General features: G+C 72.7%; 21 protein-coding genes. 7 read left to right on the forward strand and 14 right to left on the reverse strand.

What is annotated here, in order from left to right; all coding sequences use genetic code 11:
• Window positions 1-170: 170 nt before the first annotated feature.
• On the forward strand, window positions 171-1,796 hold the full coding sequence (locus Prubr_RS21415; protein ID WP_212816692.1) for a glycosyltransferase: 1,626 nt from the start codon (window positions 171-173) through the stop codon (window positions 1,794-1,796).
• A gap of 5 nt (window positions 1,797-1,801) precedes the next feature.
• On the opposite strand, the gene Prubr_RS21420 is transcribed toward Prubr_RS21415, so the two are convergent.
• The 14 genes from Prubr_RS21420 to Prubr_RS21485 all read right to left on the reverse strand — a co-directional run bounded on the left by Prubr_RS21420 (window position 1,802) and on the right by Prubr_RS21485 (window position 17,554).
• Entirely contained in the window at window positions 1,802-2,791 is a 990-nt protein-coding gene (locus Prubr_RS21420; RefSeq protein WP_212816693.1) for a glycosyltransferase family 2 protein, read from the reverse strand.
• Between the two features lie 302 nt (window positions 2,792-3,093).
• Window positions 3,094-4,182 (reverse strand): M14 family zinc carboxypeptidase, encoded by a 1,089-nt coding sequence (locus Prubr_RS21425; RefSeq protein ID WP_212816694.1) that lies wholly within the window; start codon window positions 4,180-4,182, stop codon window positions 3,094-3,096.
• A gap of 339 nt (window positions 4,183-4,521) precedes the next feature.
• On the reverse strand, window positions 4,522-5,733 hold the full coding sequence (locus Prubr_RS21430) for a S8 family peptidase (RefSeq protein ID WP_212816695.1): 1,212 nt from the start codon (window positions 5,731-5,733) through the stop codon (window positions 4,522-4,524).
• A gap of 172 nt (window positions 5,734-5,905) precedes the next feature.
• The gene (locus Prubr_RS21435) at window positions 5,906-7,297 is read right to left on the reverse strand and encodes an NAD(P)/FAD-dependent oxidoreductase (RefSeq protein WP_212816696.1); all 1,392 of its coding nucleotides are present in this window, start codon (window positions 7,295-7,297) and stop codon (window positions 5,906-5,908) included.
• Window positions 7,298-7,300: 3 nt separating this feature from the next.
• On the reverse strand, window positions 7,301-8,062 hold the full coding sequence (locus tag Prubr_RS21440; RefSeq protein ID WP_246569006.1) for a helix-turn-helix domain-containing protein: 762 nt from the start codon (window positions 8,060-8,062) through the stop codon (window positions 7,301-7,303).
• A 92-nt stretch (window positions 8,063-8,154) separates the two neighbouring features.
• Entirely contained in the window at window positions 8,155-8,532 is a 378-nt protein-coding gene (locus Prubr_RS21445; protein WP_212816698.1) for a nuclear transport factor 2 family protein, read from the reverse strand.
• A 26-nt stretch (window positions 8,533-8,558) separates the two neighbouring features.
• Complete coding sequence (locus Prubr_RS21450; protein ID WP_212816699.1) at window positions 8,559-9,731, reverse strand: cytochrome P450; 1,173 nt, start codon at window positions 9,729-9,731, stop codon at window positions 8,559-8,561.
• A complete protein-coding gene (locus Prubr_RS21455; RefSeq protein ID WP_212816700.1) occupies window positions 9,728-11,071 on the reverse strand; it encodes an amidase in 1,344 nt (447 codons plus the stop codon). Before Prubr_RS21455 ends, Prubr_RS21450 begins: the two co-directional genes overlap by 4 nt.
• Window positions 11,064-11,990 (reverse strand): ScbA/BarX family gamma-butyrolactone biosynthesis protein, encoded by a 927-nt coding sequence (locus Prubr_RS21460; protein ID WP_212816701.1) that lies wholly within the window; start codon window positions 11,988-11,990, stop codon window positions 11,064-11,066. Before Prubr_RS21460 ends, Prubr_RS21455 begins: the two co-directional genes overlap by 8 nt.
• On the reverse strand, window positions 11,987-13,963 hold the full coding sequence (locus Prubr_RS21465) for a beta-galactosidase (protein ID WP_212816702.1): 1,977 nt from the start codon (window positions 13,961-13,963) through the stop codon (window positions 11,987-11,989). The genes Prubr_RS21460 and Prubr_RS21465 overlap by 4 nt, the downstream gene beginning before the upstream one ends.
• Complete coding sequence (locus Prubr_RS21470) at window positions 13,960-14,988, reverse strand: zinc-dependent alcohol dehydrogenase (RefSeq protein ID WP_212816703.1); 1,029 nt, start codon at window positions 14,986-14,988, stop codon at window positions 13,960-13,962. Before Prubr_RS21470 ends, Prubr_RS21465 begins: the two co-directional genes overlap by 4 nt.
• A complete protein-coding gene (locus Prubr_RS21475) occupies window positions 14,985-15,911 on the reverse strand; it encodes an inositol monophosphatase family protein (RefSeq protein WP_212816704.1) in 927 nt (308 codons plus the stop codon). Before Prubr_RS21475 ends, Prubr_RS21470 begins: the two co-directional genes overlap by 4 nt.
• Window positions 15,908-17,119 (reverse strand): aspartate aminotransferase family protein, encoded by a 1,212-nt coding sequence (locus Prubr_RS21480; RefSeq protein WP_212816705.1) that lies wholly within the window; start codon window positions 17,117-17,119, stop codon window positions 15,908-15,910. Before Prubr_RS21480 ends, Prubr_RS21475 begins: the two co-directional genes overlap by 4 nt.
• A gap of 195 nt (window positions 17,120-17,314) precedes the next feature.
• On the reverse strand, window positions 17,315-17,554 hold the full coding sequence (locus tag Prubr_RS21485; protein WP_212816706.1) for a hypothetical protein: 240 nt from the start codon (window positions 17,552-17,554) through the stop codon (window positions 17,315-17,317).
• A 623-nt stretch (window positions 17,555-18,177) separates the two neighbouring features.
• Here Prubr_RS21485 and Prubr_RS21490 point away from each other — a divergent pair.
• The 6 genes from Prubr_RS21490 to Prubr_RS21515 are packed head-to-tail and all read left to right on the forward strand — an operon-like array spanning window position 18,178 to window position 24,997.
• Window positions 18,178-19,176, forward strand: a complete 999-nt coding sequence (locus Prubr_RS21490) for a glycosyltransferase family 2 protein (protein WP_212816707.1) — start codon at window positions 18,178-18,180, stop codon at window positions 19,174-19,176.
• The gene (locus tag Prubr_RS21495) at window positions 19,173-20,489 is read left to right on the forward strand and encodes a glycosyltransferase 87 family protein (protein WP_212816708.1); all 1,317 of its coding nucleotides are present in this window, start codon (window positions 19,173-19,175) and stop codon (window positions 20,487-20,489) included. Before Prubr_RS21490 ends, Prubr_RS21495 begins: the two co-directional genes overlap by 4 nt.
• Window positions 20,490-21,494 (forward strand): glycosyltransferase family 2 protein, encoded by a 1,005-nt coding sequence (locus tag Prubr_RS21500; RefSeq protein ID WP_212816709.1) that lies wholly within the window; start codon window positions 20,490-20,492, stop codon window positions 21,492-21,494. It abuts the gene before it with no gap.
• On the forward strand, window positions 21,491-22,573 hold the full coding sequence (locus tag Prubr_RS21505; RefSeq protein WP_212816710.1) for a glycosyltransferase family 2 protein: 1,083 nt from the start codon (window positions 21,491-21,493) through the stop codon (window positions 22,571-22,573). Before Prubr_RS21500 ends, Prubr_RS21505 begins: the two co-directional genes overlap by 4 nt.
• Window positions 22,570-23,742 carry a lysylphosphatidylglycerol synthase domain-containing protein gene (locus Prubr_RS21510; RefSeq protein ID WP_212816711.1) on the forward strand — a complete coding sequence of 391 codons (1,173 nt, stop codon included), beginning with the start codon at window positions 22,570-22,572 and terminating at the stop codon, window positions 23,740-23,742. The genes Prubr_RS21505 and Prubr_RS21510 overlap by 4 nt, the downstream gene beginning before the upstream one ends.
• Window positions 23,675-24,997, forward strand: a complete 1,323-nt coding sequence (locus tag Prubr_RS21515; protein ID WP_212828341.1) for an aspartate aminotransferase family protein — start codon at window positions 23,675-23,677, stop codon at window positions 24,995-24,997. The genes Prubr_RS21510 and Prubr_RS21515 overlap by 68 nt, the downstream gene beginning before the upstream one ends.
• Window positions 24,998-25,012 lie beyond the last annotated feature (15 nt).

A 25,012-nucleotide genomic window follows, 5' to 3' on the forward strand; every position in this document is an offset into this window, starting at 1 on the left:
CCTCGGCTGACGCCCGGTGTTCGTACGCATCTCCACCAGGTTCACGTTCCGTACATGTGCGGGCGCTAGCGTTCCGCCGTCCTGGGCGGGCCTGACCGGGGTCCCACGGCGGGTCCGGCCCGCTCTCCGTCGGCGTCGGGTTGGTTGACCGTGAACTCAGGAACTGTCCAGTGACCGCTGTTCCCCGTGTCCCGCGCAACGACTGGTCGTCGGTGGCGCCGCCCGAGCTGGACCGGTGGCGGCCGGAGCTGTCCGTGAGTGTGGTCATTCCCGCCTTCCAGTGCCAGTCGACGCTCGACCTGACACTGGCGTCGCTGAGTCGGCAGACCTACCCCGCCGACCTGCTCGAGGTCGTGGTCGTGGACGACGGGTCCGAGCCGCCGTTGACCCTGCCCGCGATCCGGCCGGAGCGGACGGTGCTCGTCCGGGCGGCGGACGCCGGACCCGGCTGGGGGCGGGCGAACGCGCTGCGGGTGGGGGCGGAGCACAGTTCCGGCCAGATCCTCCACTGGCTGGACGCGGACATGGTCGTCTATCCGGAGCATGTCGCGGCGCAGGCCCGGTGGCAGCATGTGCTGCCCTACGCGGTGACGCTGGGCTACAAGCGGTTCGTCGACCCGGACGTACACGGCCCGTGGCCGTCCCCGCAGACGGTCGACGAGGCGGCGGCCCGGGGAGCCCTCGGGGATCTGTTCGGCGGCAGCGCCGGGGAGCCGCACGTCTACGTGGAGCGCTACATCGCGCAGACGGACCAGCTCCGGACCGCCGACCACCACGCGTTCAAGATCCATGTCGGCGCCACCGCCGCCCTGCGCCGCGAGTTGTACGACGCCGCCGGCGGCCTCGACCCACAGCTGCGCCTGGGCGAGGACACCGAACTCGGCTACCGGCTGGCGCAGGCCGGCGCGGTGTTCGTACCGGAGCCGGGAGCCCGCAGCTGGCACCTCGGGCGGACCCACGTCATGAAGGCCCGGGAGCAGGTCGCCCGCTACAACCGCCCGTTCTTCGCCGACCGCATCCCGTTTCCCCGCAGCTGGCGCAAGGTCGGCGGGCCGACCTGGTCGGTGCCGTTGGTCGAGGTCGTGCTGACGGTGGCGGACGAGCCGCTGGAGGTGGTGCGGGCGGCCGTCGACTCCGTCCTGCGCGGCGTGGACCACGACGTCCGGGTCAACCTGGTGGGCCCGTGGGACCGGCTCGACGACTCCCGGGTACGGGTACTGGCCGACCCGTTGCTCGACCTGCGGCTGATCGCCGCCACCTACCACGGCGAACCCCGGGTACGGCTGGTCACCGAGCGGCCCGCGTCGGCGTTTCCGGCGCCGTACCTGCTCGACCTGCCGGCCACGTACGGCCTGGCGCCGGACGCCCTCCGCCGCCTGATCGACCTCGCCGACCGCCACCAGGTCGGCCTGGTCCGGGTCGACCCACCGCGGGGCGACGGGATGTCCGTCCTGCTGTGGCGGACCGCCGCGCTCGGCCGGGCGCGGTGGGTACGGTCCGACGGCGAGTCGCTGCCCGACGCGGTCGACTCGGTGTACGGCTCCCGGGACGTCACCGCCGAAGCGGTCGGTGTCACCGACCTGGCCGGCCTCGCGCCCTCGGATCTCGCCTCCGGCGCGGCCGTGGCATCCACCGGCAGGCGGCCGGCCGCCCTCGTGCCGTCGACCGTCGAGGTGGAGGGCGTCCGGTCGTTGGCGAAGGCGACCGTGGTGGTCGCGTGGCTGGCGGGCCGGCGGTTGAAGACCGTGCTGCGCAACCCCGTCCGGGCGACCCGCCAACGTCCCGGCGGTTCCTGAACGGGCTAGCTCGCGGAGACGCCGGCGCCGTCGGCCACCCGCGGCCCGGCGGTGGCCGGCTGGCCGCGGCGCTTGAGGACCAGATCCCGGACGCTGCGGCGCAGCTGCGGCGGGATCAGCCAGACCTGGAGGAACGTCACGTAGTCGAGCGGCCCGGGGCGGCCGTGCCGACGGGCCTCCCGCAGCAGCGTACGGAACACCCGCGGGCTGCGGGTGTGCGCCGCCATCGAACTGACGACGCTCATCGTGACGGCCGCGTACGCCCGGGGCGTGAGCAGCGGCCGGCTGCGCCGGAGCCACTCCAGTTGCGCGTTCCACGGTGAACTCAGGCTGATCCGCGGCCGGTCCTCGTCCTGGTGCCAGATGACCAGCGGCTCGTCGGCGAACACGAGGTCGACATCGTCGTGGGCGAGCGCCCGCAGCGTCCAGTCGAGTTCCTGCATTCGCGGCACCGAGGGGTCGAACGGCACCCGGCGCAGCAGTTCGGTCGGCGCCATGATCGTGGAGGTCTGGATGAAGCCGTCGCCGTGGAACAGGCCGCGCCGCACGGTCAGGTATTCGCTCAGCGGCTCGTCGGCGGCCGGCAGCCGGCGCGGTATGACGAACTCGCCGCGTGGTGTGCGGTTCACCAGCCGGCTCGCGACGATCGGCAGCGGAACGCGCGCCCGCCCGGCGACGTCGACCTGTGCGGCGAGCTTGTGCGTGAGCCATTCGTCATCGTCGTCGAGCATGGCCGTCCACGGGGCGCGGGCCATCCGTACGCCCACGTTCCGGGCGTTCGGGGCGCCGCCCGATTCGGGCAGCTCGACCACCTGGAGCCGGGCGTCGCCGATCGTGGCGAGCATCGTGCGGGTCGCCTCGTCGGGGCCGTCGACGACGACGATGACCTCGATGTTCTCGAGCGTCTGGGCAAGGGCGCCACGGACGGCGCGGGTCACCAGATCCGGCCGGCCCCGGGTCGGGATGACCACGCTGACGTCGGGTACGGAAGACATTTGGGCCTGCAATCAGTTCGGAAGGCGGGCATGCGATGTCGAACCGGGCCGGCGATGTCGTGGGAGGTGCCCTGTGGCCGGCCCAGGGCGGAGGTTAGGAGCCCCGGGCGGCCATCAGGTGAAATCGAGGTGGGGAACGGTCGTACAGCGGGTCAGGAGCAGTCGATGTCGTGGTCCCGTGCCCGGGCTCGCCGGGCGTTACCGCGCCACCTCCGAAAAGGGGCCGGGACCACCGCCGGCACACCACCTGAGCGCTTGGTGGGTGCCGCCGGTGGTCCCGGCCGGGTCATGCGACGAGTGGATCAGTACTCACACTGCTGCGGGAACTTGTCGCAGGTCTGGATCGTGGCACCACGCGGCGGGATCTGGCTCCAGCGGTCGGCGTCCACCGAGGCCAGCGAGCCGTCCGCGATCGCGTCGGTGATCGCCCACAGTCCGTTGACGTTCTGCTTGACGATGTATCCGCTGCTCTTGTGGCCGATCCCGCCCCGCGACTCGAAGAACATCGCGCTGGTCCGCCAGTTGGCGTACTCGCCGCGCGGGCCGGGGCCGTTGAGCATCGACGCCGAGGTGACGCCCTCCGGGATGTTGATGTACGGGTACCTGGTCACGTTGACGACACCGCTCTTGCCGGCGGCGTCGGCGGCCACGACGCCCATCCGGCGGACGGCGTCCCACTGGGCCGGTTCGAGCATGCCGGGGTCGAGCGAGATGCCGACCGAGAAGGTGGTCATCTCGTCGGTGTCGTCGACGTAGTAGGTGCCCTGGTGGTGCAGGTCGACCATGTAGTGCGGCAGGAAGTCGGCCCACGCGTACCAGAACGCCTGGGACTCGACGGCGCGGTGCCGCGTGTAGTTGTTGTAGGTGTTCTCCGACAGCGGCGGCTGACCGAGCGACGCCCGGACCGCGTTGATCTGGTCGAAGATGCGCCGGTCGACGCCCCAGTCGCGGTTGAGGTCGACGCGGTGCACCTGCTCCTGCCGCTGGAACGCCTCGTAGCCGTCCGGGTTGTAGAGCGGGATGACGGCGAAGGTGATCTTCTCGAGCACCTCACGGGCGTGGTTGCCGCCGGACACCAGGGTCTTCAGGAAGTCCAGGGAGGCTTCCGCGCCGTACGGCTCGTTGCCGTGGATCCGGCCCTGGATCCAGATCCGGGTCTCCCCGGTGCCGATGTACGCGACCTGGAGCGGCCGGCCCTGGCCGCTGCGGCCGATCTCCTCCACCCGCAGCGCACCCTTGCTCCGGGCGGCCAGCGAGTGCAGGGTGCTCTCGACCTCGGCGGCGCTGAGCATCGACGCCCGGTTGACGGTGTTCTGGTTCGGCGGGACGAACGGTCCCTCGGCGTTGGCGACGCTCGGTACGAGCGCGGTGGCGAGCACCAGTGGGGCCACGAGTAGGAGGCGACGGCGGGAATTGAACACAGTGACGTTCCCTTCTGAGGTCTGTCGCGGCCGCCGGGCCGGTGGAATGCCGGTGGTAACGGCACCATCGGCCGGGCGGCCAGAAGCGGTCGGTGCCCGCCTGACCAGGCATCCAGGATGTTGGGGATCATCTAACAAGGGATGATCATGACCGTCAACGGCCAATGTCGACCGCGCCGATTCGCGAGTCGTTCTCGGATTCGTCGGGCCGATCCCGGGATGGCACCACGTCGCCGCCGGGCCACGGATCTCGTCGTCGCCGGCGCTTCGCCGGGGTCGGGCACGGCGTACCCGACCCCGGCGGCGGTTCTACAGCGACCGCTTGTTGAGCAGGCGGTTCGGGGTGCCCGACAGGCTGCCGGTCACCACCCCGGTGGTGGCGTTGTTGACGATCCAGGCGTGCACGGTGGCCTGGCTCGCGTCGCCGTACGTCGCCTTGTAGAGCACCGCGATGCCGGCCGCGTGCGGCGTCGCCATCGAGGTGCCGTTCATGCTGCCGGTCCGGTTGCCCGGAAGGGTGGAGACGATCGCCGAGCCCGGTCCGTAGATGTCGACGCACGGGCCGACGGAGGAGTAGGTGGCGCGGGCGTCGGTCGACGTGCTCGCCGCCACGACGAGCGAGGCGGTGAGGTTGCGCGGCAGCCGGTCGCAGGAGTTGCCGCCGGTGTTGCCGGCCGAGGTCGCCAGGAAGACGCCGGCGTTCATCATGCTGGTCAGCGCGGTGGCCAGGGTGGCGCTGTAGGTCATGTTCCACGAGGTGTTGGCCACGGCCGGCTTGATGTGGTTGTTGGTGACCCAGTTGACCGCGGCGACGGCGCCGGCGGTGCTGCCGCCGCCGGCGCAGTTCAGCCACTTCACGCCGTGCAGCCGGACGGACTTCGCCACGCCGTAGGAGGTGGCGCCGATGGTGCCGGCCACGTGGGTGCCGTGGTTGTTGCAGTCGGTGTTGTTGGTGTCGACGGAGTTGAAGTCGAACGAGGCCCGGCCGCCGAAGTTGGGGTGGGCCGGGTCGACGCCGGAGTCGATGATGTACGCGTGCACGCCGGCGCCGGTCGCGTTGTAGGTGTAGCTGGCCGACAGCGGGAGGTTCGTCTGGTCGATGCGGTCGATGCCCCACGACGGCGGGTTGGCCTGGGTGGCGTCGAGCACGTTCTCGTGCCAGGCGTTCTGCTCGATGCTGACGACGTCGGCGCTGTGCGACAGCTCCTTGACCTGGGCGGAGCTGAGGTTGGCGGCGAAGCCGTTGAGCCCCTTGCCGAAGTCGACGCTGGCGTTGGCCCGCAGGGCACGCAGGGCGACGGACGGGTCGGCGCCGTCGCGGAACGTCACCAGGTAGGAGCCGGGGATCAGGGTCGTGTTGCGGTCGACGGCGGGCGCGGTGATCGGAACCGCGGCGGCGCGGTACGCCGCGCCGGCCGCGGCCTGGGCGGGCGCCGGTACGGCCACGACGGTGGCCAGGACGGTGGCGGAGGCGGCGGTGAGGGCGAGCAGGCGTGGGCGCCAGGACCTTGTGGGGGGCACTTATCCTCCCGAAACCGGACGTCGTACGGGTTTACGACGTTGAATCCCGAGAGAATACATAGATAGCGTTACATCAATCAATCTTCTGTCGGGGTGTGCCGGTCCCGCCGACCACCGCCCGGTGCCGCCGACCGTCCCGGGCCGGACGGCCGGCGGCACCCTTCGCGGACCGTCAGGTCTCCGACAACATCGCCCGCTCGGCCGCGGTGAACGTCGGCCCGTCCGGCGCCGGCCGTCGTGGCCCGAGCAGGGTCGCCAGCGCGATTCCCGGCCGCACGAGCCGGTTCGCCGGTGCCGAGAGGGTGAGCACGTCGACGAGTTGGCGGGCCACCTCCGGCCGGTCCAGGGCGGTGCGCATCAACCGGCTCTGGTAGCGCCACAGCGCCCGTTCGGCCCGGCCCGGTGGACGTCCCCGCGCGCCCGGAAACCGGACGTCGGTCCCGGTGGCGTGGTCCCACGCGGCCGCCGCGGTGGCCGCGATGCGACGTTGCACCGTACGCGCCAACCCCGACCGCAACCCGTGCCCGTCCAGGGCCGTGCCGAGGGCCGCGGCGCCGTGCGCGGCGACCGACATGCCGTGGCCGTACACCGGGTTGTAGCTGGCGACGGCGTCGCCGAGCACCACGAACCCGTCCGGCCAGACCGGCAGCCGTTCGAAGCGGCGGCGGCGGTTGGCGGTGCTGTTGCTGACCGTCACCGGCCCGAGGGGGTCGGCGTCGGCGATGAGGTCGGCGACGACCGGGTGCCGCATGCCCCGGGCGAACCCGACGAACTCCCGCTCGTCGGCCGAGGGCCGGCCGCCGCGGGTGCCGGAGAGGGTGACCAGCCACCGGCCGTCCTCGACCGGCATCAGCGCGGCGGTCTGACCGGGCCGGTCCTGCCCCGGGTCGGCCTGGACGTTCACGATCGGGAACCGGTGCGCCGCGCCGGCCGGCGCCCGGAAGACCCGGGTGGCGTACCGCAGCCCGGAGTCGACGACGTCCTCGGCGACCGGGGGCGCGCCGAGCGACCGCAGCCAGTGCGGGGCGCGGGAGCCGCGCCCGGTCGCGTCGACGACGAACCCGGCTTCCAGCGTCCGCCCGGTGCCGTGGTCGAGGTCCTCGACGCGTACGCCGGTGACCCGGCCACGGCCGCCGCGCAGTCCGGTCGCCTCGGTACGGTCGAGCAGGCGTACCCCGGGCAGGGCGAGCACCTCCTGGCGGACGACCCAGTCCAGCAGCCCGCGACTGCAGCTGATCACGAAGTGGTCGCTGCTCCAGCGGGGCAGCCAGCCGGCGGGCAGCAGCATGACGTAGCCGTCGGGCAGCCCGATGCGGTGCGCGCCCGCGGCGAGCCACCGGTCGGTGGTGCCGGGCAGGAGCGACTCGATGATCCGGGCGCCGCTCGACATCAGGACGTGGGCGTGCTGGCCCTGCGGCAGGCCGCGCCGGGGCTGCGGTCCGGGTTCGAGCCGGTCCCGTTCCACGACGGTGACCTCACCGACCTGCGGGTGCCGGGCGAGTACGGCGGCGGCGAGCAGGCCGGCGATCCCGGCGCCGAGTACGACGGCGGGGGTGGTTGGCATGGCTCATCTCCGTTCGGGGACTGGTCGGGCCGCGGTGCCGTCGGCCGGTGACTCGTCACCGAGTTCGACGGTCAGCCGCAGCAGCCGGTCGAGGGTCTGGTCGCGGTGCTGGTCGAGCCATCCGGCCCGGGCGGTGACGCAGATGGCTCCGGCGATCTGGCCGTAGCGGCGTAACGGCACGGCGAGGGTGTGCCATCCGGCGACGGGCGACGGGCCGTAGGTGTGGCCGGTGCCGCCCCTGGCGCGCCCGCCGGGGCGGGTCGGCCCGGCCATGTGGGCCAGGATCAGCCGGCCCGGCGCGTCGACGGTGAGCGGGGCGCAGAACACCATGTCGGTGGCGAGCAGCCGTTCGGCGTCGCTGAGCAGTTCGTCGTGCTCCGGGGCGAAGTACGCCAGGCAGTACCGCATCGGCGGGTCGAGGATCAGGGGAACGTAGAGCAGGACCGGCTGCCCGGTGCTCTCCTGCAGCGCGGCCAGGCCGAGCCGGATCCGGCGGGAGAGCGCGAGGGGCAGGCTCACCGGTACGGTCGGCTCCTGGGCGGCGGCGCCCTGGTCGCGTCGGATCAGGGAGTACCTGCCGCGCTGTGCCTTCGTCACGGTCCCGGCGCGGATCGCCGCCGCGAGGATGCGATGGGCGGTCGACGGCCCCAGCCGGGCCTGGGCGGCCACGTCACGCAGCCGGTGCGGCCCGGGGCCGAGCGACGCCAGGGCATCGAGAAGCTCGAAGACCCGGTCGTTGGAGGTTCGTGTGACTTCAAGGCCCATCGTCACGCTGACGGTCTCCTTTGTACAGATGTGGTGAAGTGGCCGCGGTGGCCGGCCGCGAGGGCGGCCGGCCGCGCCGCCTGTGCCTGCGGTCAGAACATTCCGTTGGGAACCCGGGCCGTCGCCGGTACGGGTTGTTCCACGTCCCAATGTTCGATCAACCGCCCGTCCTCGATCCGCCACAGGTCGACGACGGCGAGGCCGGGGCCGTCGTCGTCGCGCAGCCGCATGTGGTGGTGGATCGCGACCAGGTCGCCGTCGGCGATGATGCGCTTGACGTCGGAGCTGCCGCCGGCGAAGGCCGCCTCGCGCAGGTGGGCGACGTAGGCGTCGCGGCCCGACGGCGCGTCGGGGCTGTGCTGCACGAACCGCTCGTGGATGAGGGCGGCGACGGCGTCGAGGTCGCGGTGGACGAAGAACTGTTCGTAGAGGCTCCGGACGAGTTCCCTGTTGTGTTCGGACGTGGTCATACCGGGTTCCTTTCCGTGAGGGGTGTTCACCAGTGGACCGGCAGCCGGTGCAGGCCGTGGAAGTCCATGGAGTCCTTGATGTGCGGGGCCTGCGCGTCGTCGGCGAGACGCAGGCCGGGGATCCGGCGCAGCAGGCCGGCGAGGGCCGTACGCAGCGTGCTGCGGGCGAGGTAGTGCCCCAGGCACTGGTGCGGGCCGAAGCCGAACGCCAGGTGCCGCCGGGCGTCGGCGCGGGTCAGGACGAGCGTGTCGGGAGCGGTGAAGCGTCGCGGGTCCGCGTTCGCCGCCTGGAGACTCAGTACGACGCCCTCGCCCGCCCGGATCAGTTGGCCGCCGACCTCGAGGTCGGCGGTCGCGACCCGGGCCAGGCCGAGCTGGATGATCGAGTGGAAGCGCAGCAGCTCCTCAACCGCGTTGCGTTGGAGGTCCGGACCGGCCAGGAAGCCGTCGCGGGCCACCGGGTCGTGCAGCAGCGTCCACGTGCTCAGCGCCAGCATGTTGGCCGACGTGTCGTGGCCCGCGCCGACCAGCAGCACGAGGTTGTCCACCACCTCCTCCTCGGTGAGCTCGCCGCTGGCGACGAGCCGGCTGGCGAGGTCGTCGCGGGCCCGCCGGCGCCGGTCCCGGACCAGGTCGGCGACCAGCCCGGTGATGGCCGCGCCGGCCGCCGCCTTCTGCGCGGCCGAGCGGGTGCCGTCGGTGAGCACGTGGGTGTTGTGTTCGAAGACCTCGTGCGACTCGTAGCCGAGGCCGATCACGTGGCAGATGGTGCGGGAGGCGACCGGCAGCGCGAACCGTTCGACCAGATCGGCCGGTGCCGGCCCGGCCAACAGGTTGTCGACGGCCCGCTCGACGATGCGCTCCAGTTCCGGCTGCATCCGCGCCACGGCCGGGACGGCGAACTCCACGCCGAGCAGCCGGCGGAGCCGCTCGTGTTCGGGCCCGTCCAGTCCGATGAGCGAGCGGCTCATCGGCGGCACCTCGACCGCGGAACCGAACCCGGGATATCCGGGGCGGGTGGAGTCGGAACTCAGGGTTGGGTCCCGCAGCAGGCGCCGTACGTCGTCGTACCGGGTGACGAGCCAGGCCGGTCGGCCGCCGGGGAGCACGATCGGGGTGACCGGCGCCTCCTCACGCCACCGGGCGTACGGCTCGGGCGGGCGCAGCGGGCAGGTGCGTGGCGCGGGGTACCCGTTCATGCGGCCACCCCGGCGAGGGTTTCCACGTCGGCGGCGGCCCGCAGAAGGTGGTGGTCGCTGCACGGCGGGCCGATGAGTTGCAGGCCGACCGGGTGGCCGGCGGCGGTCCGCCCGCACGGCACGCTGACGGCGGGGCAGCCGGCCATCGGGGCGAGGGTGGCCAGCGGCCAGACCGTGGCGGCCCGGTCCAGGTGCGGCTGCTCCGGGTACGGGGCCGGGCCCGGCGGGACCGGCCACGGCGGTACGCCGAACGTCGGCAGGGCGAGGATGTCGTACCGCTCGAAGAACGTGGCCGTGGTCCGCCGGGTCCGGGCCCGGGTCCGGTGGGCGGCGTCGAGCCGGTCGGCGGGGATCCGGCGTCCGGCGGCGACCTCGGCCCGCAGCACCGGCCCGAGCGTGGTGCGGTACCGGTCCACCCGGTCGCCGTGCAGCACCGCGGCCCGGTGTGCCAGCAGGGTCAGGCACGCGTCGTGTACGCCGTCGGCGGCGGGCGCGTCCGCCTCGACCCGGTAACCGGCGTCGGGCAGCCGCTGCGCGACCCGGGCGCACAGCCGCCGTACCTCGGCGTCGACGGGGACGGTGCCGCCCAGGTCGGCGCTGAACGCCACCCGGGGCCGAACGGGCCGGGCGGGAGCCCGGACGGGTTCGGCGAGCATGGCCGCGAAGAGCAGTCCGGCGTCGGCGGCGGTACGGGCCAGCGGGCCGTGGACCTCGAAGCCGGCCGGATCGCCGTCACCGCCGGGCACGAGCCCGGGCGTGGGGCGCAGGCCGACGACGCCGCAGAACGCGGCCGGGATCCGGATCGACCCGGCGGTGTCGGTGCCGTGGCCGCACCACACCTCGCCGGCGGCGACCGCGGCCGCCGCCCCGCCGCTCGACGCTCCACAGGAGACGGTGGCGTCGACCGGGTTCGCCGTACGGCCGGTCAACGCGTTGACGGTGTCGGCGCCGGAGCAGAACTCCGGGACGGAGGTCTTGCCGACGACGATGCCACCACGGCGTTCGATCCGTTCCACCAGCGGGTCGGAGCGGGTGGGCACGTTGTCGCGGTAGGGGACCGAGCCGTACGTCGTCGGCACCCCGGCGACGTCGACGACGTCCTTCACGGTCACCGGCAGGCCGGCGAGCCAGGCCGGGTGCCCGGCTCCGGCGGGGTCCGCGCAGAGCCGCCGCGCCCGGTCGCGGGCCCGGGCCAGGCAGGCGGTCGTCAGGGCGTTGACGACCGGCTCGACCTCGGCGAGGCGGACCTCGACCGCGTCCAGCAGTTCGAGCGGGCTCACCTCCCGGTCGCGCAGCGCCTCGACGACCCGTACGGCGCTCAGGCGCAGCAGGTCATCCATTGGTTCCGCCGTCCGTCGGCCACTGCGCGCGGGCGGCCCGGCGGCCGAACTGGTGCACCTCGGTCTGGAAGCCGCCGGGGACGCGCCGGACGAGCACGTCGGCGGGGTGGTCGAGTTCGACGAACCGGAAGAACCGCGCCGTCATCGACGGCGGCGCGAGGTACGGGTCGCCGGACTCGGCGACCACCGCCTGCCGCATCGCCTCGGTCAGCAGCATGCCGGGCGTGTGGTCGGTCGGGTTGTCGAAGAAGTTGGCGTGCCCGGGGTCGATCCGCAGCCGGAACGCCGTCGACGGCCGGCCGTCGGGGGCCGTGCTGTCGGGGGCCGTGCCGGCCGGGGAGAGGACGACGTCGCGCTCCAGCGTCCGGCCGACGCCATGGGGCGCGACGGCGGGGCCGGGGACGACGTCGGCGACCACCACCTCCAGCGGGTCGCGGCCGCGGACCTTCAGGTAGCGGTCTTCGGGCGGCACGACCGCCTGGCCGCCGCCGCTGCCGACGAGCCGGCCGTCGCGGTACAACCGGCAGGTCAGCCGGGTCTGCATGATCGTGTGTCCGCCGGGTTCCTCGTGGTCGCACTCGATGGTGATGACCACCTCGGTCGGGTCGTCGGTGATCGCGAGCCCGTCCGGCTCGGCGGTGTAGTGCACCGAGCGCATGATCTGCATCGTGGCGAGCGGTACGTCGTCGACGACGTGCGCGAGCAGCATCGACCCCTGGCGGAGGGTCTCCAGGACCAGCAGCGGGTCGTGCCGGGTGGGGTCGAGCAGGCTGTAGTAGCCGCCCAGGCGTGGCCAGACCGCGCCGGCCGTCACCGTCGTCGGGGTCCTGGTCCAGCTCGTGATGAGGACGGTCGTCGGGTCGCCCCGGTCGACCAGGGCGCGCGGTACGGTCTGGTCGAACGTGATGCCGGTGGTCATGCTGTCGCCTCCATGCTGGTCGGGTCGGACGCGGTGGTCGGGTCGGACGCGGTGGTCGGGGCGGGCGGGTCGGGGTCGGCGCCGACCGCGACCGGGGTGAAGCCGGCACCGACGGCGACCGGAGTGAAGCCGGCGGCGACCGCGACCGGGGTGAAGCCGGTGCCGGCCCGCCGCAGGCAGACGGCGCCGTGGGGCGGCACCTCGACGGTGACCGGGCAGCCGTGCAGCGTGCGGCGGACGGTCGCGGGCCGGGGGCCGAGGTTGAACACGAACGCGGTCAGTGGCTGCCCGGCCGCGTCGACGTGGACGAACACCACGGCCGGGTCGCTGTCGGGGTGGCCGTGCCGGGGCGGCGGGAGCAGCCGCAGCAGCGGCGTACGGTCCGGCGCGTCCGGCGCGACCACCGGGTCGCCCGCCCGCTGCGGGCCGCCGAGCAGCACCACCGGCTGGCCGGTGGCCCGGTGGGCGTGGATCAGGGCCGCCAGGCGCGGGTCCGGGCCGGCCGGCCCGACCGGGACGAGCCAGGGCAGGCCGGCGCCGGCGTCGGGCGCGTTCGTCTCGGTGACGACGTCGATCTGGAACTGGTGCCGTTCCATCAGGTCGACGGCGAGCCCGGCCACGGTACGCAGGGCGGGCGCGGCGGGGTCGGTGTCGTCGGGCCAGGCCTCGGCCCGGGCGAGGGCTTCCGGGACCAGCAGCACCGCGTCGGCCGCGAACCGGGCGCCGGCCTGCCCGGGATGCGGGGTGCGGACCAGGTCACGCAGTGCGTGCAGCGCGTGGAGGTTGGCGCCGGCGGTGCCGTCCTCGCGCAGCGGGGCGCCCGGGCAGTACGGCGGCGCGTAGTCGACCGGGTCCAGCCCGTCGGCGCGTACGCCGGCCGGGTCGAGGTCGATCAGCGGTCCCCAGTGCCCGGTGGCGCAGGCGGTGTAGACGCTGCAACTGCGCGAGCCGAGCGCCAACGCCAGCAGGGACTGGAAGAGCGCGTTGCCGGGCCGGGCGAAGGTGGGGTCGGTCCAGGTGAAGCCCCAGTTGTCCTCGACGTTGCTGGACCGGCGGGTTCGTACGCCGAACCAGTGCGCCGTGAACGCGGCCCGGGACCGGGCGGGGTTGCCGACCCAGGCGGTGTAGCCCTCGCGCAGGCCGGTTTCGCCGACCCGGGCCGTACGCAGCAGCCACGCCGCCGCGCCGCCGGCCGGGCCGTCCAGCGCCGGCAGCGGGAGGTTGACCGTCGCCACCCGCCGTACCTGTGGGGACAGGTCGGCGGCGAGGTCCAGGTACTGCTCGTGGAGCAGTTCGCCGCCGTACCGGGCCCAGGCCTGCCGCAGCGCGGGCGGCCAGTCGGTGGGGCGGACGTCGTGTACGGCGGCGGCGAGCCCGGACCCGCCGGCCCGCAGGCGTTCGGCGAACGAGGCCAGTACCGGGGCCGCGAAGTCGTGGGCGGTGGCGGGCCGGTTCGCGTCGCTGTAGATGCCCTCGTTGCCGATCTGGACGGCGACGACCGGCCCGTGCGGGGCGAGGGTGTGGGCCAGCACCTGCCGGTCGACCGCGGCCAGCCAGTGCCGGACCTCGGCCCGGAACCGCCGGCAGGACAGGCTGGGCAGGGCGCGGCCCTGTGCCGTGACGGGCCGGCCGCGCGCGTCGAGGACCGCGGTGTACGTCGGGTCGACGGTGGGGCTGACCCGGTCCGGCAGGCCGCCGAGCTGCACCTCGGCGTGGATGAACGGACCGGGTTTCAGCAGCACGCCGAGGCCGGCGGACTGGGCCAGCGCGATCAGTCGGCCCACGTCGCGCTGGGGGTCCCGGCCGCCGCCGAAGTCGTAGCGGCGCGGAGCCGTCTCGTGGAACCGCCACGGCAGGTAGCAGGTGACGACGTCGATCCCGGCGTCGGCGAGCGCCGCGAGGTTCGGTCCCCAGCGGTCGGGGTCGGCCCGGTAGTACGGGTACTCGCCGTAGATGATCGGGCGGGTGCTCATCGGCCGCCGCCGGTGGTGATGACGACCTTCATGCCGGTGTACGGCCGTGGGGCGCCGGGGGCGATGCCGAGGGTGTCGAGCGCGTCGGTGAAGTCGTCCAGCCGTACGTGGTGGGTGACGATCCCCTCCAGCGGCAGGTGGCGGGCCAGTTCGACGGCGCGTACGAAGATCAGGCTGTTGTAGTCGCCGGCGCCGATGACGGTCAGCCCGCGCTGGAGCACGTCGAGCGGGCGCAGGATGGCCGTCGCCTTGTCGTGGAAGCCCATGACGACGACCCGGCCCAGGTTGTCGGCGATGTCGCAGGCGCGGTCGAGCAGCGCGCCGACGGTGTCGACGACCAGGGATGCGGAGCGGGCGGCGATCCGGTCCGGTTCGGTGACGGTGACCGCGCAGCCGGGGATGCCGGCGAAGTAGCTCTGCGCGGCGGCGCGGCGGTAGGGGTCGGGTTCGGCGAGGCGGGCCCGGGCGCCGGCATGGTCGGCGAGCAGCGCGACGAGGACGCCGATCGGTCCACCGCCGAGGACGACGACCTCGTCGGCGGTCCGCAGCCGGGCCGCCTCCAGGTTGTTCATGACGCAGGCGAGCGGTTCGACCAAGACGGCGCGGTCGTAGGACATGCCGGACGGCAGCGGGTGGAGGAACCGTTCCTCCAGGCGCAGGTATTCGGCGAAGGCGCCGTCGCGGTCGATGCCGATCTCGTTGCCGGCCTTGTGCAGGCAGAAGTTCAGGGCGCCGCGCCGACACCAGCTGCACAGCCCACAGTAGAGCGTGGGATTCGCCGCCACCCGGTCGCCGGGCCGCAGCGTGGTCACCCCGGCGCCGACCTCGACGACCTCGCCGACCGCCTCGTGCCCCATGACCACGCCTGGTGCGGCCGGGAACCTGCCGAGCAGGACACCCCGGTCGGTGCCGCAGAAGCCGGTCTGCGCGACGCGTACGACGACGTCGTCCGGGGCGGTGACCTCCGGCCGCCGGCGGTGGGTCAGCCGCAGGGAGCGGTCGTCTTGCAGGACGAGGGCCTTCACGCGAATCCTCCGGAGTTCCAGCGGATGCTGTCGAGCAGGGCGCGGTGCAGCGCCGGGCTGCCCGCCGCGACGCAGGACCGCTGGCCGGCCGGGTCCACGGCGAGCAGCGGCATGTCGTCGAGCGGGGCGCCGTAGCCGTCGGTGATGGTCACCCCGGCCCGCCGGGCCAGGTAGACGGCGGCCGCGATGTCGTACGGGAAGAGGTGCAGGATGCTGCCCCGGCCGGCCCCGCGGAACTCGGCCTCGGTGCCCGGATGGTCGCGCAGGATCCGGTTGCCGACGTCGACGAACGCGTCCAGCTGTCCGGTGACGATCCGGGTGATCGAGTACGAGGCGCTGTTGAACACGAACACCCCGCCGGTGTTGGCCGACGCGTCCACCAGGTGCTGGTACGCCTCGCACATCAGGCGCATCGGGTGCCCGTTGAACTCCAGCGACCAGAACATCCGGGTCAGGTCGGTGTTCGGGCTGAGTCGGGGCACCGGCCACGCGTACCCGGACGACTCGATCCCGGTGCTGTCGTCGGCGTAGAGCCACGCGCCGGTCTTGAGTTCCAGCACGTGGGCGGCCGTCACGTCGCCGACCGTCGGCCGGCCGTCGCCCATGCGCGCCGCCGCGATCGACACGGTGCCCATCTCCAGCCCGGCCGACGTCGGCCGGGTGCCGTCGATCGGGTCGACGACGAGGACGTACTCCGGCCGGGAGCCGGTGGTGCGCGTCCCGGCGTCCTCGGTGTGGACCGCGACCGGCACGTGGGCGTGCCGGCAGACGTACTCCCAGACGGCCCGCTCGGCGACCCGGTCGATGTCGAACTGCGCGTCGCCGCCCGGCGCGTCGCCGAGGACCACCCGCCCGCCAGCGGGGCTCAGCCCGGCGAGCGCGTCGCGTACCGCCCGGGCGGTACCGGTGAGCAGGGCCCTCATGCGGTGACCTCCCGCAGCAGGGCGTCGAGGCGGTCGCAGATCAGGTCCGCCTCGGCGTGGGTGAGGATGAGCGGCGGACGGATCTTCAGCACGTTGCCGTGGCCGTACCGGGAGGTGCGCAGCACCAGCCCGTGCCCCATGCCCCGTTCGGCGAGCTCGCCGGTCAGCGCCACCGCCGGCGCGTTGTCGGGCTGCACCAGCTCCATGCCGATCATGAGCCCGACGCCCCGTACGTCGCCGATGGCGCGGTGGCGCCGCTGCAGGTCCCGCAGCCGGGCCATGATGTGCTCGCCGGTGGCGCGGACGTTGGCCAGGAACTCCGGCCGGGCCACGATGTCCAGCGTCACGGCGGCGGCCGCCGCGGCCAGCGCGTTGGCGCCGTACGTGAACGAGTGGTGGTGCGCGGGCAGCCCGGCCAGCCGCTCGTTGGTGAGGATGCCGGCGATCTGCGCGCCGCTGCCGCCGAGCCCCTTTCCGACGGTGATCGCGTCGGGTTCGACCCCGAAGTGCTGGGCGGCGAACATCCGTCCGGTCCGGCCGATGCCGGTCTGGATCTCGTCGAAGATGAGCACGATGTCGTGGCGGTCGCAGAATTCCCGCAGCCGGGGCAGATAGCCGTCCGGCGCCACCACGTTGCCGCCGTTGCCGGAGATGGGTTCCACGATGACCGCAGCGACCTGGCCGCCGCTGGCGTACTCCAGGAAGTCGTCGATGCGGTCGACGCACATCAGCCCGCAGGTCTGTCGATCCTGTCCGTAGAAACAGCGGAAGCAGTACGGATCGGGAACCTGCACCGAGCCCGGGTAGAGGATCGGGAATGGGGCCTTGCGGAATGCGTTTCCCGACATCGACGTCATCATCATCGTCTGCCCGTGGTGGCTGCGGAACAGCGTGATCACCTCCCGCCGTCCGGTCGCCCGCTGGGCCATCTTGACCGCGCCCTCGTTCGCCTCCGAGCCGCCGCCGACCTTGAGGTGGACCTGCACCAGGTTCGGCGGTGACTCCTCGACGAGCCGCCGGACGGTGCGACTGACCGGATCCACCTGGAACGTCGAGGTCGTGTGGATGAGGGACTCGGACTGTTTCCGGATCGCCTCGACCACCGCCGGGTGCGAGTAGCCCAGGCTCAGATTGAACGTTCCGGCGGCGCAGTCGACGTACCGCCGTCCGTTTTCGTCGTACAGATAGATGCCCTCGCCGCGAACCATTCTGGTATCGCTGACGGGATAATAGAACGCATCACGTATTGATGTCGCCATTGCACCCCAATTCGGTATTTGAACCGCTTGTCGCGTCAACGCCAACCAAGCATGGGTATGTCAAACACTGATGTCAATGAATTGCCATGTTGTTCCGTAGGGCGCCGAGAGGGGGTGTGGAATTCCGTCAGCGGGAAACATTCCTTACGGTGTCGGCCCGAGGCCCGGCCGGGACCGTCGGTCGGGGCTTCCGGTGGTGTCGTGGTCGGCCGTACGGAGCCGGTCGGCCCCGTACGCGGCCGGTGGTCCGGGCCGGTCGGCTGTGCGGCTCGCGGGTACGGTGCCGCGGGTGCCCGGACCGTCGGCGGGTCGGGCCGGGTCGGATTCGGTGCCGACGGCCGGGTCGCCGCTGATTCCGTCTACTTGCGACGGTCGTGCGGTCACGTCGGGCTTTTTGTGGATTGGTTTCCGCCATTTCCCGCGATGTCAACACGTTCCCAATTCCGGACCGCTCGCACGGTTCACCGGGCTCGCGGGTGAACGCGTGCCCTGGGAAGGTGGCCGGTTCGGCGCGACGAATGGGTGCGGTCGGCGCCGGCGCCCGCCGCCGTGCTCACGTTTCCGCGCCGACCGCCGATCGTCGCAGGTCAGGCCGGCCTCGTGGGGCTGGGTGAGGTGTGTGCGGCGATCGTCGCCGCCCGGTCCGCGGGGCGTCGGTCATGCCGACACAACGGTCCACGGTGGCCGAAAACCCCTCGAACCACCTCTCCCCATACATTGCGACATATTGACCCGTATCAAGCGTGTGTCAAGCGTCGAACGCTCTTTGTGAAGTCCTTGACGGGTCGACCGAGCGTACGCAGAATATAGGCGGCAATCGCTTGATGATGTTGCGGTGGCCAGCAATTCCGGCTTTCGTTCATATGAACAGCAGTACACAAAGCCGTATCTCGGAATCTCGCCGCCAAAGGCTCCGGAACACGCGATACAGCTCAATCACGCGGCCCCGGTCCGCCCGGGTCCGGCCGGCGGGCCGGGCCGGACCGACCGCGAGAAGGAGAGGCACAGTGGACCCGCTGGTTTCCGTCGTCATCCCCTGCTACAACCGGGCCCGCACGGTCGCGCTGTGCGTCGAGTCGGTGCGCCGGCAGACCCACCCCGCCATCGAGATCATCGTGGTCGACGACGCGAGCACCGACGACTCCGCCATGATCGCCGCGTCGGCCGGCGCCACGGTCATGCGGCTGCCGGCGAACAGCGGTCCCGGCGCCGCCCGCAACCTCGGCGCCGCGCACGCGCAGGGCGAGATCCTGTTCTTTCTCGACGCCGACGTCGCGCTCGAGCCGGACAGCGTCGCCGCCGCGGTCGCCGAACTGCGGTCGTCGCCCCGGCTCGGCGCCATCTGCGGTGTGCTGCGTCCGGAGTCGCTGCTGTCCCACAACCTCATCGCCGAATACCGGGCGCTGCAGATGTACCACTGGTGGCTGGCCCGGGAGGGCCCCATGGAAGGGCTGCACACCGCGCTGTGCGCGATGCGCGCCGACGTCTTCCGTGAACTCGGGCCGTTCAACCCCGACCTGCGGCACACCGAGGCACCCGAGTACGGCTACCGGATCCGGCAGCGCTACGACGTACGCAGCACCGCCGCCATCGCCGGCGTGCACGACCACGACACGACGCTGAAGGTCCTGCTGCCCAAGGTGTTCCTGCGGGCGCGGGCCAGCGCCTACGAGGTACGGCCCGGCGAGGTCCTCGGCGGCGCCGCCTCCCGGGTGCTGGCCAGCGGTCTCATTCTCGCCGCCGCGCTCACCACGCCGGTGCCGCTCGTCGTGGGCGCCGGCGGGACCGTGGTGCCCCTGCTGCTGCTCGCCGTGGCGGTGGCGCTGGAGGGCGGCACCTACCGTCGGGTCGTCGCCGACCGGGGTATCGGGTTCGGGCTCCGGTTCGCCGCCGTCCACCTGCTCTACCAGCTCACCTCGGCGGCCGGTGCCGCGATCGGGACCACCGAGCGGCTCCTGCGCCTGGGCACCCGGCGGGCCACCCCGCCGATCGGGGTGCCCCGGTGAGCGTGGCCCCGAATTCCGGCCTCGACCGGCGTACGGTCCTGGCCGCCACGACCGGCGTGCTCGTGCTGACCGTCGCCGTGACGGCCGCGGCGATCGCCCTCGTGCAGTGGGTCGCCGCGAACACCGGGAGCGCCTGGGCGCCCGGCGGCGACCTGGCGGTCTACCGGGACGCCGCCGGCGCGGTCCTTGCCGGAGAGTCACCCTACGAGGTCAGCCGGGACGGGTACGGGTTCGTCTACCCGCCGTTCGCGGTGCTGGCCCTGCTGCCGCTGGCCCAGGTCGGCCCCGCCGTCGGGTTCTGGGTCTGGACGGTCGGCTCGGCGCTGCTCGTCCCGGCCGTGGTGTGGCTCCTGATCGGACACCTCGCGCCCGGCGGCGGTCGGCGGTCCCTGGTGCTGCTCGCGCTCGGCACCCTGGCCGTGCTGCCACTGTCGCCGATCGCCGGAACGCTGCTGCTGGGCAACGTGAACATCCTGCTGCTGGCGCTGGTGCTGGTCGACCTGCTCCGGATCAGGGGACGACACCAGGGGATCCTGATCGGCCTCGCCGCCGGGCTCAAGCTGACGCCGCTGATCTTCGTCGCCTATCTGCTGCTGACCGGCCGGATCAGAGCCGGGCTGACCGCGCTGGCGACGTTCGCCGGCACCGTCGCGATCGGCTTCCTGTTCCTGCCGTCCGCCTCGGCCACCTTCTGGGGCGGCGCCTTCGTTGACGGCTCGCGGACCCGGCCCCCGGACGAGGAGGCGTTCGGCAGCTCGCTTCGCGGGGCCGTACTGAACCTCCTGCCGGAGTCGACGCACCCGGTGTGGCTGCCCGCGAGCGTGCTGGCGGGCGTGGCCGGACTGGCCGTCGCGGTCTGGGCGAGCCGCCGCCACGAGGAGCTGACCGGGATCCTGGCCTGCGCCGTCACCGGCCTGCTCGTCTCGCCGGTCACCTGGTACGCCCACTGGGTGTGGTGCGTGCCGTTACTGGCCCTGATCGCCGCCCGTTCCGGGCGGCCCGTACCGTCCCTGATCGCCGCCCGTTCCGGGCGTTCCGTACCGTCCCTGTCCGCCGCCCGTTCCGGGCGGCCGGTGCTGCTCGGCGGCCTGTGGCTCGTCTTCGCGCTGCCGCTGCCGTGGTGGATCGCCTACGTCGGCGGCTGGGTGCCGGTGCCCGAACAGACCTGGGTGATGCCGGTCGAACTGCTCTACACCGCCCTCGGGGCGGCGTTGCTGGTCCTGGTCGCGGCCCGGTTGCGGCACACCGGCCCGACGCCCGGCCCGTCCTCCGGCCGGATCCCGGAACCCGCGACGTCCGAGGGGAGACCGTAGATGGCGCCGGCCGACGCGGTGGCGGTGATCGTGCCGAATTTCAACAAGGAGAAGACGCTTCGGGCTTGTTTGGAGTCGGTGTTCGGGCAGTCGTATGCGCCGGTCGAGGTGGTGGTGGTGGATGACCGGAGTACGGATGGTTCGCGGGAGATCGCGGCGGGTTTTCCGTGTCGGGTGGTGGAGTTGCCGGTGAATTCGGGTCCGGCGGCGGCGCGGAATGCGGGGGTGGCGGCGAGTTCGGCGCCGTTGTTGTTCTTTGTGGATTCGGATACGGCGTTGGCGCCGGATGCGGTGGGGAACGCGGTGCGGCTTTTGGTGGGGTCGCCGGGGGTGGGGATGGTGCAGGGGATCTATGACGCGCGTCCGTTGTTCGATGACGGTCCGGTGGAGGCGTACCGGGTGGCGTTCGAGCATTTCTGGCGCAAGCGCAGCGTCGGCCGGCGGCGGGCCGCGACGCTGTTCGCGGCCAGCCTGATCCCGCGCACGGTGTTCGAGGAGGTCGGCGGCTTCGACGAGAGCCTGCGCACCGGCGAGGACGCCGAGTTCGGCACCCGGCTGCCCGACCACTACCACCTCGTCGTCACCGACACCGTCGTCACCCGGCACGACGACGTGGACCGCTTCGTGCCGTTCGTACGCGAGCAGTTCGGCTTCGCGACCCAGACGCCGCTGGTCATGCTCCGGGCCGGCCGGCGGCGCAACGCCGGCACCGGGATGCGGGTGAACGCGTTCTCCCCGACCGGGCTCGTCCTGTCCGGACTCAGCCTGCTCACCCTGCCGTTCGTCTTCTTCCTGCCGTGGCTGCTGCCGCTGTGGCTCGGCCTGCTCGTGGCGTCCGCCGCGACGAGTCACCGGTTCCTGCGCTTCACCTACCGGTTCCGTGGCGCCGGCTTCGCCGCGTACGCGACCGGGATGCACATGCTGCTCTACGCGCTGGCCGTCGTCGGCACCGGAGTCGGCGTCCTGCGGGTCGGGTACGTCGTGGCCAGGGGGCGGGCCCGGTGAGCGGGGCGGACGCGGTGGCGGTGATCGTGCCGAATTTCAACAAGGAGAAGACGCTTCGGGCTTGTTTGGAGTCGGTGTTCGGGCAGTCGTATGCGCCGGTCGAGGTGGTGGTGGTGGATGACCGGAGTACGGATGGTTCGCGGGAGATCGCGGCGGGTTTTCCGTGTCGGGTGGTGGAGTTGCCGGTGAATTCGGGTCCGGCGGCGGCGCGGAATGCGGGGGTGGCGGCGAGTTCGGCGCCGTTGTTGTTCTTTGTGGATTCGGATACGGCGTTGGCGCCGGATGCGGTGGGGAACGCGGTGCGGCTTTTGGTGGGGTCGCCGGGGGTGGGGATGGTGCAGGGGATCTATGACGCGCGTCCGTTGTTCGATGACGGTCCGGTGGAGGCGTACCGGGTGGCGTTCGAGCATTTCTGGCGCAAGCGCAGCGTCGGCCGGGACACCGGCGCCCTCTTCGCCGCCACCCTGATCCCGCGCACGGTGTTCGAGGAGGTCGGCGGCTTCGACGAACGGCTGCGCAGCGGTGAGGACGACGAGTTCGGCACCCGGCTGCCCGACCGCTACCGGCTGGTGGCCACCGACCTGGTGCTGACCCGCCACGACGACGTCGACCGGCTGCTGCCGCTGCTGACCGAACAGTTCGTCCGCGCCAGCGCGAAGCCGCTGCTCATGGTCCGTACGTGGCGCCGCCAGCGGGCCGGTGCGGCGAGCACCGGCGCCCGCGCCGGCATGATGTCGACCGACCGCTTCCGGCACCTCGAATGGGCCGCCCAGACGTCGCTGCTCACGTCGACCCTGGCCCTGGCGATCCTGCCACTGGCGCTGCTCGTGCCCTGGCTGGCGCTGACCTGGCCGGTGCTCGGCGCGGTGTTCGTGGCGGCCAACCACCGGTTCCTCCGGCTCACGTACGAGCTGCGCGGGCCGGGCTTCGCCGTCTTCGCCGCCGGCCTGCACGCGCTGTCGTACGCCGCCCTGGTCGCCGGCCTGGCCGCCGGGCTGCCCCGGGCCGGCTACGCGCTGCTGCGCGAACGTGCGCACCGGACCCGACCGCGTCCGGCGGGGGCGGGGGTGCCGGAATGAACCTCGGCGCACTGCTCGGCGCGGCCCGGCGCCCCGTACCGCGCTGGTGGCGTCCACTGTGGCGAGTCGTCGTGGTGGTGTTCACGCTCGTCGTCGTGGCCGCCGTCGTACGGGCGCTGGCCGGCCAGGACTGGTCGGTCGTCGCCGTCCTCGGCGAGCGGCACGACGCCGCCGGGATCGCCCTGCTGCTGGCCGCCGCCCTGCTGGCCGCCACGGTCGGCCCGCTGCTGGGAATGCTGTCGTGGCGGGCGGTCCTGCTCGAACTCGGCCCGCCGCTGCGCCTGACCCGGGTCATGCGCGTCTTCTTCGTCGGCTTCCTCGCCAAGTACGTGCCCGGCAAGGTGCCGGGCATCGTCGCCGCCGTCAAGGTGGCCACCTCCAACGGGATCACGCTGCCCAGGATGCTGGTGGCGGGAACGCTGAGCACACTGCTGGTCCACCTGACCGGGCTGACCGTCGGCCTGCTCGCCGGCGTACAGGTGCTCGGCGGTCGGGCCGCCTGGCTGGCGCTGGCCGCCCTGCCGGTCCTCGTCGCGGTGGGCTGGCCGGGGCTGCTCGGCCGGGCCGCGCACCTGGTGCTGCGGCTGCTGCGCCGGCCCGAGCCGGCCCGGTCGGTGTCCGACCGGGCGGTCCGCGTCGCGGTCGGCTGGCAGACCCTGTCGTGGCTGGTCAGCGGCGTGCACCTGTGGGTCCTCGCGGTGGCGATGGGGGCCCCGCCCGGCCCGTCGCTGCCGCTGTGCGTCGGCGCGTTCGGGCTGGCGACCGTCGTCGGCGTGCTGGCCGTCGTCGTGCCGGACGGGCTCGGCGTACGCGAGACGGTGCTCACCGGGGCGCTGGCTCTGGTGCTGCCGGTGCCGGCGGCGGTGGTGGTGGCCGTGGCGAGTCGGCTGGTGACCACCGTCGGCGAGGTGGTGCTCGGCGGTGCGGCGCTGGGCGTCGTGGAGATCGTCCATCGGAGGTCGTCCGCATCGGATGCGGCGTTGGCAAGGGAGATGAGCGGCCATGGGCAGGTTGATCGGGATCGAGGAGTGCGAGCAGCTGACGGCGAAGGAGGTGCACGACCTCTACCGCCGCTACGTCAGCCGGTCGCAGGTGTCGCTGATGACGACGTTCGGGTTCGGCCGGGAGCTGGTGGAGAAGGCCGAGGGCCCCTGGGTCCACATGCGTGACGGCAGCCGGGTGCTGGACATGTCCGGCGGGGTCGGGGTGCTCAACCACGGCCACAACCATCCGCGGATCCTCGCGGCCCGGGCCCGGTTCGCGCAGCAGCGGCGGATGGAGGTCCACAAGGCGTTCTTCTCCCCGTACCTGGGGGCGCTGAGCCACAACGTGGCCGAACTGCTGCCCGGCGACCTGTCCGTCTCGTACTTCCCGAACTCCGGCGCCGAGGCCAACGAGGGCGCCATCAAGATGGCGTACAAGTATCACGAGGGGCGCCGGAACACGATCCTGCGCGCCGACATCAGCTTCCACGGCAAGACGCTCGGCGCGGGCAGCCTGACCGGTTCGGCGGAGAACCACTTCCGGTTCCCGGGACTGCCCAACGCGGTGGTGTATCCGTACGGCGACGTGGACGCGGTGCGCGCGGCGATCGAGGCCACCCGCCGGGCGGACGGCGGCTGCGACGTGTACGCGCTGATGGTGGAGCCGTACAGCGCGTCGAGCATGCGGTGCTGGTCGGAGTCGGCGTTGCGGGAGCTGCGGCAGCTCTGCGACGACGAGGACATCGTGCTGATCTTCGACGAGGTCTACACCGGATGGGGCAAGACCGGCAGCCTGTTCTACTTCATGCGCTACGACGGACTGCTGCCGGACATCCTCGCCTACTCCAAGTCCCTCGGCGGCGGGAAGGCCTCGATCTCCGGCTACACGGCGCGGGAGCGGCTGTTCCGCAAGGCGTACGACCGGCTCGCCGACGTGATCCTGCACAGCACCACGTACTACGGTTTCGGGGAGGAGACCGTGACCGCGATCGAGGCGGTCAACGTGGTCGTGGAGGACGACTTCCCGGGCCGGGCGCGGCAGATCGAGGCGATCCTCGGACCCGGCCTGGAGCGGATCCGCAAGGCCCACCCGGACGCCGTCGACCGGGTGTCGGGGGTGGGATCGCTGTTCGGCGTGTTCCTGAACAGCGGCCCGAAGCTGCTCGAACTGGCCGGCAAGCTGGTCCCCGGGTTCAACCGCGACCCGCAGTTCGGCACCAAGCTGATCACCCTGTCGGTGATCGCCCACCTCTACCGCGAGCACAAGATCATGACGTACTACAGCCCAAACGCCGAGAACCCGCTCATGGTCGCGCCGACCCTGATGGTCGAGCCGGCCGACCTGGAGTACTTCCTGGACGCGCTCGACGCCACCCTCGCGCTGGGGCTGCGCCGGCTGCTGACCGGATTCGTCCGGGAGAAGGTCGGGTCCGCGTGGTAGGCGCCGACCGTCGTA

It is taken from the genome of Polymorphospora rubra, from assembly GCF_018324255.1.
GTDB classification, from domain to species: Bacteria; Actinomycetota; Actinomycetes; order Mycobacteriales; family Micromonosporaceae; genus Polymorphospora; species Polymorphospora rubra.